The 11932-nt window shown below is 72.3% G+C and carries 11 protein-coding genes; 8 read left to right on the forward strand and 3 right to left on the reverse strand.

Annotation, left to right across the window (positions count from 1 at the left end; genetic code table 11):
* Positions 1-74: 74 nt before the first annotated feature.
* Genes OG870_RS45180 through OG870_RS45190 form a run of 3 tightly spaced genes read left to right on the forward strand, consistent with a single transcriptional unit; the run spans position 75 to position 4002 of the window.
* Positions 75-761, forward strand: coding sequence for a FadR/GntR family transcriptional regulator (locus tag OG870_RS45180; protein ID WP_327692171.1), 687 nt, complete (start codon positions 75-77; stop codon positions 759-761).
* The gene (locus OG870_RS45185; protein ID WP_266587775.1) at positions 758-2140 is read left to right on the forward strand and encodes a hypothetical protein; all 1383 of its coding nucleotides are present in this window, start codon (positions 758-760) and stop codon (positions 2138-2140) included. Before OG870_RS45180 ends, OG870_RS45185 begins: the two co-directional genes overlap by 4 nt.
* Positions 2137-4002 carry a GMC family oxidoreductase gene (locus OG870_RS45190; protein WP_327692172.1) on the forward strand — a complete coding sequence of 622 codons (1866 nt, stop codon included), beginning with the start codon at positions 2137-2139 and terminating at the stop codon, positions 4000-4002. Before OG870_RS45185 ends, OG870_RS45190 begins: the two co-directional genes overlap by 4 nt.
* Here the strand turns inward: OG870_RS45190 and OG870_RS45195 are convergent.
* On the reverse strand, positions 3957-4316 hold the full coding sequence (locus OG870_RS45195) for a DUF488 domain-containing protein (RefSeq protein ID WP_266842009.1): 360 nt from the start codon (positions 4314-4316) through the stop codon (positions 3957-3959). The two genes, OG870_RS45190 and OG870_RS45195, sit on opposite strands and share 46 nt — an antisense overlap.
* A 149-nt stretch (positions 4317-4465) precedes the next feature.
* Between OG870_RS45195 and OG870_RS45200 the strand changes: the two genes are divergently transcribed.
* From OG870_RS45200 to OG870_RS45215, 4 genes are read left to right on the forward strand one after another with little or no spacing between them, the layout of a single operon-like run.
* On the forward strand, positions 4466-5890 hold the full coding sequence (locus OG870_RS45200; RefSeq protein ID WP_327692173.1) for a M1 family metallopeptidase: 1425 nt from the start codon (positions 4466-4468) through the stop codon (positions 5888-5890).
* Between the two features lie 41 nt (positions 5891-5931).
* Positions 5932-6696 (forward strand): L,D-transpeptidase family protein, encoded by a 765-nt coding sequence (locus OG870_RS45205; protein ID WP_406349836.1) that lies wholly within the window; start codon positions 5932-5934, stop codon positions 6694-6696.
* A gap of 18 nt (positions 6697-6714) precedes the next feature.
* Positions 6715-7422, forward strand: a complete 708-nt coding sequence (locus tag OG870_RS45210) for a response regulator transcription factor (protein ID WP_266842013.1) — start codon at positions 6715-6717, stop codon at positions 7420-7422.
* The gene (locus tag OG870_RS45215; protein ID WP_327692174.1) at positions 7419-9254 is read left to right on the forward strand and encodes a sensor histidine kinase; all 1836 of its coding nucleotides are present in this window, start codon (positions 7419-7421) and stop codon (positions 9252-9254) included. The genes OG870_RS45210 and OG870_RS45215 overlap by 4 nt, the downstream gene beginning before the upstream one ends.
* 128 nt (positions 9255-9382) lie before the next feature.
* Here OG870_RS45215 and OG870_RS45220 read toward each other — a convergent pair whose 3' ends face one another.
* Entirely contained in the window at positions 9383-9640 is a 258-nt protein-coding gene (locus OG870_RS45220; RefSeq protein ID WP_266531737.1) for a WhiB family transcriptional regulator, read from the reverse strand.
* Between the two features lie 110 nt (positions 9641-9750).
* Positions 9751-10971 (reverse strand): saccharopine dehydrogenase family protein, encoded by a 1221-nt coding sequence (locus tag OG870_RS45225; protein ID WP_327692175.1) that lies wholly within the window; start codon positions 10969-10971, stop codon positions 9751-9753.
* Between the two features lie 165 nt (positions 10972-11136).
* On the opposite strand from OG870_RS45225, the gene OG870_RS45230 reads away from it, so the two are divergent.
* On the forward strand, positions 11137-11883 hold the full coding sequence (locus OG870_RS45230; protein WP_266531741.1) for a TetR/AcrR family transcriptional regulator: 747 nt from the start codon (positions 11137-11139) through the stop codon (positions 11881-11883).
* Positions 11884-11932 lie beyond the last annotated feature (49 nt).

Below are 11932 nucleotides of genomic sequence, written 5' to 3' on the forward strand. Positions count from 1 at the left end.
ATTGACCGGTGCCGCCGCGCACTGGTTCAGTGGCTCAGCCACTCATCCACCCCTTTCCGTGCGAGGTGACATCCGTGGAGGCACTGCCCCGCGAGACGATCGTGGACGTCCTGGAGACCCGGCTGCGCGAGGACATCCTGGACGGACGCCATCCGGCGGGCAGCTATCTGCCCCCGGAACGCCAACTGGCCGACGGATACGGCGTCACCCGCACCACCCTCAAGCACGCCTTCGGCCGGCTGGTGCAGGCCGGCCTCCTTGAGACCCGGCACGGCGTCGGCACCAAGGTGCGCGACTACGCACGGCTGGGCGGCGCGGACCTGCTGCCGATGCTCGTGCGGCACGACGCGACATGGGTGCGCGAGATCTTCGAAGTACGCCGGTCCGTGGGCGCGTTGATCGCCGAACGGGCCGCGGCGCGGGCCAACCGCAAGCAGTACACCGAACTGCGCCGCCTCCTTGCGGCCGTACGGGAGGCGGACGGAGGGGACGCCGTGCAGCTCGCCGACGTGGAGGTGCACCGCGCCCTCGCCCGGGCGACCGGCAACCGTGTCTACGTCCTGCTCACCAACACCCTCTTCAACGCCTACCTCCCCGTCCGCGCAGCCCTGCGCGGGCCGTTCACCGACCCGGAGGCAGCGCACCGGCGGCTCGCTCCGGTGGTGGAGGCGGTGACCTCGGGCGACGGCCGACGGGCACACTCCGCCGCGGACACCTATCTGCGCGACACCGAGCGGATCATGCTGGAGGGACTCGCGTGAGGGGCACGTCGTTCACGGAGACCATGGTCGGGACGGTCCGGCTCGACGCCGGGGACCCGGTCCGCCGTATCCGACTCGACCTGCGGGCCGAGGCCGACCAGGTCCTGCGGCCGCACCGCACGACCGAGGCCCGGATCGGCGGCCGGGTACGCATCACCGGACTGACCGACGACCCGGACGCCACCGGCGAGTTGGAGATCTCGCCCCTGGCCCGCCGGCGCATCCGCTACCGGCTGACGTTCACCGCCGCCGGCCGCCGGCTCACCCTGGACGGCTGGAAGTCACTCACCCCGCGTCACCCGGTGAAGTCGATGACCGTACTGCCCTTCACGCTGTACGAGGACGGCGCGCGGATCGGAACGGGCAGCCTCCGCTTCCCCCTCACCACAGGCCTGGCGCCCTTCCTCCTCAGCTTCCGCTTCCCCCGCCGGGAGGACCCAGCCCGGTACACCGCACCGCGCTGGGACGGCAGCCCCGGCCGCACCGAGGTCTGGTACACCACCCTCACCGACCCCGCCACGGGCACCGGCATCTGGCTGCACCACGAACTGGTCGCGCCCGCCGACGGATCCGCGCCGCAGGCTCACGGCTGGGCGGCCGCCTTCCCACCCGACGCGGAGGTCCGGCACGTGCGCTTCGGGCCCACCACCTGGGACAACCCCACGAACGGATTCACCGCCGAAGGCGTCGCCGCGATCCCGGGGCGACTGACCGGAAGCGCCGGCGGCTTCCGCTGGGATCTCACCGAACAGCCGCTGGCACAGCCCCTGTTCACCTTTCCCCGCTGGTCCTGGCGGCGCCCCCTGCTCCCCGCCGCCCACATGCTCCCCGCGGCCCGCGCCACGTACGACGGAACGTTCAGCGACGGGAAACGGACGCTGGCCCTGCGCGGCGCCCCCGGTGCCTCCGCCCGCATCCACGGCCACGGCAACGCACAACGGTGGGCCTGGCTGCACGCGGAGCTGGGCGGCTCGGACGTACTCGAGGTGATCGCCGCGGTGTCGACGCGGCCTGTGCTGCGGCGGCTGCCACCGCTCGTCTTCCTGCGCCTGCGGCACCGCGACCGCACCTGGCCGCGCCGGGCGGAGCGCTCCGCGGTGGGCCTGCTCGGCATCGGCCGGTTTCACGCCCGTATCGGACTGCCCGACTGGACGGCCACCGGCCGCACCCTGCTGCGCCGGGTCCGCGTCGAGGTCACCCAGCCCGCCGAGCGCACGCTCGCCCTGGAGTACCGCGACCCGGACGGCGCCCCCGCGGTGTGCCGCAACAGTGAGAGCGCCGACGCGAAGATCCTGCTGGAGCGCTGGTGGGGACACTGGCGCACCGAGGCCTCCTGGACGCTGCGCGGCACCGCGCACGCCGAGGTGGGGGAGCGGTGAGCGCGCAGGGACTGGTCGCCGCCCTGCTCGCCGACACCGGACACCCCTCGGAGGAGGAGTGGCTCGCACGCGTGCCCGGCAGACTCGACGGTTTCCTGTCCGCGCTGCCCGCGCCCGTACGCACCGGCGTGCGTGTCGCCGCCACCGCCGTGGACGCCTACGCCGTCCTGCACAGCGGTCGCCGCCTGGCCGCGCTCACGCCGGACGAGCGGGAGAGCGTGCTCGTCTCGCTCGCCGCGCGCCCCGGACTCGTACCGGCCCTCGACCTTCTCAAGGTGCCCGTGCTGCTCGCCGCGGCCACCGAGCGGACACCGGCCGCGCGGACACCCGCAGTGCCCGACGATCCGCCCCTGGACTGCACCCCGGCCGAGGAGTGGCCCGCGCGTGCCACCGCCGACGCCGTGGTCGTGGGGTCCGGCGCCGGCGGAGCCGTGGCGGCCCGCACCCTCGCGCGCGCCGGGCTCGCCGTCGTGGTGCTGGAGGAGGGCGAGCACCACACCACGGCGTCCTTCGGCCGCCGCGCACCGCTGGAGCGCTTCACCGACCTGTACCGGAACGGCGGAGCGACGGCGGCCCTGGGCGTCCCGCCCCTGCTGCTGCCGGTCGGACGGGCCGTCGGCGGCACCACCGTCGTCAACTCCGGCACCTGCTACCGCACTCCGGACCATGTCCTCGACCGCTGGAGCAGCCGCAACGGCTTCCACCTCGCCGACGGATTCCCCGCACACCTCGACGAGATCGAACGCACCCTGCGCGTCGCCACCCAACCGCTCGACGTGCTCGGCGCCAACGGCCTGCTCGCGCTGGCCGGTGCCGGGCACCTCGGCTGGCGGGCCGGCCCGCTGCGCCGCAACGCACCAGGCTGCAAGGGCTCCTGCCAGTGCGTGGTGGGCTGTCCCACCGGTGCCAAGCAGAGCGTCCAGCTGTCCGTCCTGCCCGACGCGTGCGCTCACGGCGCCCGCATCGTCACCGGCGCACGAGTCCTGCGGATCCTGACCGACCACGACCGCCTGGGCCGGCCACGGGCCGCGGGCATCCGGGCGCGCCGGGCGGACGGCAGCGAGCTGGAGATCCTCAGCCCCCTCGTCGTCACGGCCGCGGGGGCGCTGCAGACCCCGCCGCTGCTGCGCCGCTCAGGCCTTGGCACCCACCCCCGCCTGGGCCGCAACCTCAGCGTCCACCCGGCCACCAGCGTCGCAGGCCGCTTCACCGAACCGGTCACGTCCTGGGAAGGCGTCCTGCAGAGCGTCGGCGTCGAGGAACTGCACGACCGCGGGATCCTGATCGAGGCGACCGCGAGCCCGCCCGGCATGAGCAGCTTCGTCCTGCCCGGCCTCGGACGCTCCCTGCGCCGGGAACTGGAGGGAGGCGACCGGCTCGCGATCCTCGGCGCCATGATCGCCGACCGGCCCGCGGGCCGGGTCCTCGGCCGCGACCGCACGCTCGTCCGCTACAGCCTGGACCCCCGGGACGGCGAGCTGCTGATGACGGCCGTACGGGCCATGGGCCGGATCCTGTTCGCCGCCGGGGCCCACGAGGTCCTCACCGGCGTCCCACGGGCACCACGTGCCCGCACCCTCGCCGAACTCGACGCGCTGCTCGCCGGGATCACCCCACGCGATCTGCACCTGTCGGCCTTCCACCCGGCCGGCACCGTCGCCGCGGGCGGCGACCCGGGGCGGGCGCCGTCCGATGCCCGCGGTCGGCTGCGGGGCGCCGAAGGAGTCCTCGTCGTCGACGCCTCCGTCCTGCCCGGCTGCCCGGAGGTGAACCCCCAACTCAGCATCATGGCAGCCGCGTCGGCCGTCACCGCAAGCTACCTGGAAGGCGAATCCAGCAGTCGGATCGGCACGGCGGTGTGACTCTGCTCGGGGGCCTTGGCGGCGGTCAGCAGCGTCACAGGCCCCTTGGCGGCCAAGTCCCGTACATGGAGCAGGAGTTCGGCCGTCTCGGGAGTGTCCAGCTCGGCCTCGTAACGGTCGGCGAACTCCTCGTAGGATCCCTCGCCCGCGTGATACCAGCGGCGCAACTCGGTCGACGGAGTGAGGGCCTTGGGCCATTCCTCCACGCGCGCCGCCTCCTTGGACAGGCCGCGCGGCCACAGCCGGTCGACCAGGACGCGGACGCCGTCCTCCGGCTCGGGCGGTTCGTATACGCGACGCACGCGAACGCTCATGGCCGGGCCTTTCTGCGATGGAGGATGACATCGAGCGTAGTGCCGGGGCGTCCGGTGACGCTGTGTGACTTGACCCGAATGAGGAGGAACCCGCGCCGGGCGGGCCCATAGCCTGGCGTGATTGATCATCGACGATTCCAGGAGCGCAGATGAGGCAGTCCCGCCGGCAGAGCGTCAGATCCACCACGGTCCTCCGTCGCGAGGCGCTGACCGCAACGGTCCCCGTCGCCCTCGCGGCGCTGCTGGCCGCCGCCGGGCCCGCCTCCGCGGGCACCGGTGGCGCACCCGGCGCCGGAGACCCGTACTTCCCGCTCGCCGGCAACGGCGGCTACCACGTCGACCACTACGGCCTGACCCTCCGTTACGACCCGGCGAGCCGCCACCTCGACGGCACCGCCGTCCTCACCGCCCGCGCCACCCAGCACCTGACCCGCTTCGACCTCGACTTCACGGGCCTGAAGATCACCGGCCTGACCGTCGGCCGGGCGACGGCGCAGTACCGCCGTGACGGCCAGGAACTCGTCGTCACCCCGTCCCGGCCCCTGCATCCGGGCGAGGAGTTCCGCGTCACCGTCACCTACAGCGGCACCCCGAAGCCGGTCACCGACCCCGACGGGTCGCTCGACGGCTGGATACCCACCGACGACGGGGCGTTCGTCGCCGGAGAGCCACAGGGCGCCATGACCTGGTTCCCGGCGAACAACCACCCGAGGGACAAGTCGTCGTACGACATCACGGTCACCGTGCCCGCCGGACGCACGGCGGTCTCCAACGGCGTCCTGGTGGGACAGCGGACCAGGCACGGACACACCACGTTCCACTGGCGCCAGCGCGAACCGATGGCCGCCTACCTCGCCACCGCGACGGTCGGCAGGTTCAAGGTCGAGCAGTACACCACCCGCGACGGCATCCGCGTCTACAACGCCGTCGACCCGCGCGAGGCGTCCCAAGCGGCGCCCGTCCTCAAGAAGCTGCCGTCCGTCCTGGAATGGGAGAGCAAGCTCTTCGGGCCCTACCCGTTCCGCGCCGCGGGATCGATCGTGGACCGCGCGCCGAACGTCGGGTACGCGCTGGAGACCCAGTCCCGTCCGGTCTACGACTCGGCCCCCGACCTGAGCACCCTCGTCCACGAGAACGCCCACCAGTGGTTCGGCGACTCGGTGTCGCTGACCTCGTGGAAGGACATCTGGCTCAACGAGGGCTTCGCGACCTACGCCGAGTGGCTCTACAGCGAGCAGCATGGCGGCGACAGCGCCCAGAAGTCCTTCGACGCGCTCTACGCCCGCCCGGCGAGCGACCGCCTGTGGGCATTCCCGCCCGGCGACCCCGGCAGTGGCGCGAACATCTTCGACACCCCCGTCTACGCCCGCGGGGCGATGACCCTGCACGAACTCCGCAGGGCAGTCGGCGACCGGACGTTCTTCCGCATCCTGCGGACCTGGGCGGCCGTGCACCGCGAAGGACACGGGACGACCGCGCAGTTCGTACGCCTCGCGGAGCGTGAGTCCGGTAAGAACCTTGACCCGCTGTTCACCACCTGGCTGTACGGTCGGGGAAAGCCGAACCACGCCTGAATCCTGACGAGTTCCTCACATGTGTCGGTCACAGTCGATCCGTGATCATGAATAGACCCCGTGTCGCCCTGCTCGCCGCCTCCCTGTTGCTGACGGGATGCGGCGGCGGGGCGATGGCCTCACCCGGCCACCCGTCCGGCGCCGCCAACGCCCAGGCGAGCACACCTGGCATCAGCCCCCTGGCCTCGCCCTCGCCCCAGATGTCCATCGCCGCCGCCCCGCTGCACCTGCCCGGCCTCGGACCGAGGACCCTGGCCCGGATCCCCTCCGCCGCCCGCCAAGCCGTGGTCGTCACCGGTCGCGCCAGGAACTCCGCGCTGTCCACCGTGGTCGTGTACGAGCGCACGACCGCGGGCTGGCAGGCCGGCGCGACCTGGCCCGCACACAACGCGCTGAAGGGCTGGTCCGACCACCACATGGGCGGTGACCTGCGCTCACCCATCGGCGTGTTCGGCCTCACCGACGGCGGCGGGCTGCTCGGCAACCCCGGCACCCGGCTGCCGTACCACCACGCCGGCGGATTCACCTCACCCGGCACGGGATTCAAGGGCGAACCGCTCGCGGGCTCCTTCGACTACGTGATCGCCATCAACTACAACCGCCGGCCGGGCACTTCACCCCTCGACTGGACCCGCCCCCTCGGCGCGAACCGCGGCGGCGGCATCTGGTTCCACGTCGACCACGGCGGCCCCACCCACGGCTGCGTCAGCATCGCCGAGAACCACATGAAGGAACTGCTCCGCGTGCTCGACCCAGGCCTCCACCCCGTCGTCGTCATGGGCGACGCGACGTCCCTCGACCGCTGAACGCCTAGGATCCGCCGCGTGTGCGCACATGTGCTGGTCGCCGAGGACGACGAGATGCAGGCCGAACTCATACGCCGCTCCCTGCTGGCGGAGGGACACACGGCCACGGTGGTCCACGACGGCGCGGCCGCGCTGGACGCGGCCCGCAGGCTGAGACCCGACCTGGTGGTGCTCGACCTCATGCTGCCCGTTGTCGACGGCTTCGGGGTGTGCCGGGTCCTGCGCGGCGGTGACCCGTCCAGCGCCGACATCCCCGTACTGATGCTGACCGCGCGCTCGCAGGAGGACGACGTCCTGCTCGGCCTCGAACTCGGCGCCGACGACTACATGACCAAGCCGTACAGCCCGCGCGAGCTGATGGCCCGCATCCGCACGGTGCTCCGGCGCAGCGGCAGGACCACCGGCGTACGGGAGGACCCCGTCGTCCGGGCGGCCGGACTCACCGTCGATCCGGAGCGGCACGAGGTGCGCTGCGACGGCGCGCCGGTGGAGTGCACACCCGCCGAGTTCCAGATCCTGCTGGCCATGGCGGCGGAGCCCGAACGGGTCTTCTCCCGGCGGCAGTTGCTGCAGTGCACCCGAGGATTCGACCGGGCCTCCACCGAACGGGCCGTCGACGTCCACATCATGAACCTGCGCCGCAAGATCGAGGCCGACCCCCGTCGCCCGGCACGGCTGCTGACGGTGTTCGGGTTCGGCTACAAGCTCAGCGGCAGCCGCCCGTGAAGCGCCGCATCCCGCTGCGCAAGCGGATGCTGGTCAGGCTGCTGATCGCGTCGGTGCTCATCGCGGTGTGCTCCGTGGCGGCGACGGCCTGGCTGGCGGTGGAGACCACCACCCGCGCGCTGCGTGAGGAACAGGGACAGGACCTCGCCGACGACATGCGGATCCTGGCCCGGCTCAGCGGTTACGCCGCAACCCACCCCGACTGGAAGGGCGTCGACGCCACCGTCCGCACCCTGGCCGCGAGCACGGGCCGGCGCATCGCCCTGACCACCGCCGACCGCACCCTCATCGCCGACTCGGCACGGAAGGGAACCTCCCTGCCCCTGGGCGCGGCCGCCACCGTCGATCCCCTGCACACCGACACCTACACCGAGTCCGGCGCGCAGCTCGACGGAATCGACCCCCGTGCCGTCGGTCCTTACCGGCTCACGGCGAAGGAGCGCACCCGGACGGATGCGATCGCCGCCGAACAGCAGAAGTGCTACCACCGCTACGGCGTCGAGACCAGGATCGAGCGAAGCCCCAGCGGCCGGCCCGTGATCCTCACCCCGGACGGGACCTCGGCCTCCGACCATCCGTCCTTGGACTGCGGCTACGGGGACCTCGGAGTGCCGACCACCACCGAGCAGAAGGCCCTGGACGCACTGACCCAGGGTGCCGACACCTGCCTGCAGCAGCACGGACTCCACCTCGACGGGCCGCTCTACCTCATGCTCAACCCCAGCGGGAGGTCGCCCCAGAGCCGGTACGTCATCGCCAAGTTCGCCGAGGCGGACGACGCGAAGGCGCTGAAGACGGCGCAGACCTGCGCGGACGACGCACTCCGCGCTCAACTCGACCCGTATGTCGCCCCCGTGGCCGAGCTGTACCTCGGCGGTGACGACACCACCCCGCCCCGCTTCGACATGTCACCGGCCAACAAGGCCAAGATCGTCGGCGCCGCCGGTCTCGTGCTCGCGGTCACCGTCGCCGTCACGGCCGTCGTCGCCACCCGGCTCGTACGTCCCCTGCGGGCGCTGACCGCCGCTGCTCAACAGCCGCCGGACATGCATGTACGGGTGCCGGTGACCACGCGGGACGAGACCGGCATCCTGGCCGAGGCGTTCAACGACCTCACGGAGCGGCGCGAACGCCTGGAGGCCCAGCGCAAGGCGATGGTCAGCGACATCGCGCACGAACTGCGCAGCCCCCTCACCAACATCCGCGGCTGGCTGGAGGTCACCCGGGACGGCGTCGTCGACCCGGATCCCGCGCTGCTCGCCTCCCTGCACGAGGAGGCACTGGTGCTCCAGCGCATCATCGACGACCTCCAGGACCTCGCGGCGGCCGACGCGGGCACCCTGCGGCTGCACCGCGAACCGGTCCGCGCCGGCGACCTGCTGGACCAGGTCGCCGCCGCCCACCGCGTCGCCGCCGACGCGTCCGGCGTCACCGTGCGCACCGACGCCGACGGCGCCCCGTGGCTGGACGCCGACCCGGTGCGCATGCGGCAGGCGCTGGGGAACCTGGTCTCCAACGCACTGCGGCACACGCCCGCCGACGGCACCGTCACACTGACGGCCCGCCGCTCCGGCGACGAGGTCGTGTTCACCGTCACCGACAACGGCGCAGGCATCGCACCGGAGGACCTGCCGCACGTCTTCGACCGGTTCTGGCGTGCCGAGAAGTCCCGCAGCCGCCGAACCGGCGGCAGCGGACTCGGCCTGCCGATCGTGCGTCACCTGGTCGCCGCGCACGGAGGTACGGCCGTCGCGGCGAGCGAACCGGGCGCCGGCGCCACATTCACCCTGCGACTGCCGGCGGTCCCGGCGCCGCGGGGTTCAGAGGTCTAGGACCGCCCTCGTACTGGGTGTACTCGGGTGTTCGGGCGGTGCGGCGAGTGGGGGCGCCTGCCACGCGCTTGAGGCAGTGGGGGAGCGTGCCCGGTGTCGCGCGGCAGACGCCGCTTGCGCAACAGGCCCTACGCGCCGCCCCGGCGGGCCGCGGCGCGTCGCCGGCGCTGCAGGGCGCGCCGTTCCGTCTCGCCGGTGCCGCCCCACACACCGAGGATCTCCCCGTGGTCCAGCGCCCATTCAAGGCACTGCTCCCGCACCGGGCAGCGTGCGCACACCGCCTTGGCCTGTTCCGTCTGCAGCAACGCGGGGCCCGAGGTGCCGATCGGGAAGAACAGCTCGGGGTCCTCGTAGCGGCACGTGGCCTGGTCTCGCCAGTAGTCCATCAAAAGTCACCTGCGATCGAAGTCGTACGTGCCCTCGCGAATGGCTTACTCGATTCCGGGTCACCTGTCGATGCGCGAGTGAAACAACGTAAGTCGCGAAGATCCCGTGTTCATTCTTCGCGCATGCCCCACGGGGAGCCGTACGCGGTCAGCAGGTCCAGGAACGGGTGGGCCGGGAACGCCTCCGGACCGAGGACGCCCGAGCCCGACCAGGCGCCGGTGGAGAGGAGTTCGAGGGCGACGACCGGATTGACGGCCGTCTGCCACACCACCGCCTGGCTGCCGTACTCCGCCATGGACCACTGGTTGTCGACCACGTGGTACAGGTACACCTCGCGCGGCTTCCCGTCCTTGGTGCCGCGCACCCAGGTGCCCGCGCAGGTCTTGCCGTGCATCCGCTCGCCCAGCGTCGCCGGGTCGGGCAGGCACGCGGCGACCACGTCCCGGGGCGAGACCGCGACCGGCCCCGCGGCGCTCGGCACGGTCACCGGTCCGGTGCGGTCCAGGCCGAGCAGATGCAGCGTCTTCAGCGTCTCGATGAACTCCCGGCCCAGGCCGTACTTGAAGGTGACCCGGCGCGCTTGAACCCAGCGCGGCACGAGCAGCACCTCCTCGTGCTCCACGTTCACGCACTCCACGGGACCGATCCCCTCGGGGAAGTCGAACACCTCGGGCTCGCTGAACGGCTCGGTGGTGAACCAGCCTCGGTCGGCTTCGTAGACGACGGGCGGGTTGAGGCACTCCTCGATGGTGGTCCAGATGCTGAAGGAGGGAGCGAAGTCGTAGCCGTCGACGGTGAGGTTCGCGCCGTCACGGATGCCGATCTCCTCGATCTCGTCGAAGAGTTCGTCGGCCGCGAACCGCGCGAACACGTCCGACAAGCCGGGCTCCACGCCCATGCCGACGAGAGCCAGTGCGCCCGCCTTCTCCCACTCCTCGGCCTGCGCGAACTGGTCGTCGCCGAGCTTCACGCCGCACTCCTCGTAGGGCCGCTCGGCGTGCGGGTGCGACAGCGACATCGCCATGTCGAGATAGGTGGCGCCGGCCCTGCGCGCGGCTCGGAACAGCGGCATCACGAAGCGCGGGTCGGTGGCGTTGAGGAGCACGTCGCAGTCGTGCCGGCCCAGCAACTCCGCCACCGCCTCCTCGTCGCCGGCGTCGACGCGCTCGGCACGGAAGCGGGCCCCCTCGCCGCCGAGGGCGGCGACCGCGGCCTCGGCCCGCGCCGGGTCGTAGTCGGCCACGACCATCGCGTCGAAGAACGACCGCCTGGCGGCGATCCGGGTAACGGCGGTGCCGACCCCGCCGGCGCCCACGAGCAGTACACGCATGACAGATCTCCCTGTCCTTAAGGACCGATGGGTCCTGAAGACCGATGAGTGTCCTGAGGACCGATGACTGTCCTGAGGATCGATGACGAGGGGCCCCTGCCGGAGATACAACGCGGCCGACTCACGTAAGGTCAATGGCGTTGGCATAAGGCGAAAGGTCGTGTCGTGCCCAAACCGGTCGTGCCCGAGGAGAAGCGGCGCAGGCGCCGGCCCACGAAGAGCGGCACCGTGCTGTCCGAGCGGCTGATCGTCGAGACCGCGCTGCGGATGCTGCGCGAACACGGCAGCGCGGGCCTCACCGCCCGCCGCCTCGGTCTGGCCCTGGACGCCGACCCGAGCACCCTCTACCGCTACTTCAGCGGCATGGATGACCTGACCCTCGCCATCGGTGACGCGCTCATCGGCGAGGCGCTCGACGGCTGGCGGCCGACGGGGGAGTGGCGGGCGGACCTGCGCGCCGTCGGCCTGCGTATCCACGCCGCCTACGTCGCCCACCCGCAGGCGGCGGTGCTGACCACGAGCCGGGTCACCGGCCGCACCAACGAACTGGCCGCCGACGAGGCCGTCCTGGACATCCTGCGCACGGCCGGCTTCCCGCTCCCGGACACCGTCCGCATCTACCACGCCTTCATCGACCAGACGCTGGCCTTCGCCGCTCTCGACGCCGCCTCCCTGGCCCTGCCGAGCGACGCCCTGCGGGCCGACGAGACCATGTGGCGCTCGACCTATGCCCACCTGCCCCGCACCACCCACCCGCGCATCGCCGAGGCAGCGCCCCTGCTGGCGGCCCGCATGGTCGACAGCGCGTATCCGACGGCACTGGAGATGCTGCTCGACAACGCGGCGGCACAGCTGGAGTCCCTCGGGGCTCGCGGGACGGACCGGTCGACGGACCGGTCGCCGCGACGATGATCACGCCCGGTGCCCTGCTCGTCGCAGGGCCTGAGATCCACGACCTGAG

Source organism: Streptomyces sp. NBC_00461 (assembly GCF_036013935.1).
GTDB lineage: Bacteria > Actinomycetota > Actinomycetes > Streptomycetales > Streptomycetaceae > Streptomyces.

Excerpts from the sequence above, each read along its gene's own strand:
- OG870_RS45195 (WP_266842009.1), bottom strand. The coding sequence starts at position 4,316 with ATGAGCGTTCGCGTGCGTCGCGTATACGAACCGCCCGAGCCGGAGGAC.
- OG870_RS45225 (WP_327692175.1), bottom strand. The coding sequence starts at position 10,971 with ATGCGTGTACTGCTCGTGGGCGCCGGCGGGGTCGGCACCGCCGTTACC.
- OG870_RS45200 (WP_327692173.1), top strand. The coding sequence starts at position 4,466 with ATGAGGCAGTCCCGCCGGCAGAGCGTCAGATCCACCACGGTCCTCCGT.
- OG870_RS45220 (WP_266531737.1), bottom strand. The coding sequence starts at position 9,640 with ATGGACTACTGGCGAGACCAGGCCACGTGCCGCTACGAGGACCCCGAG.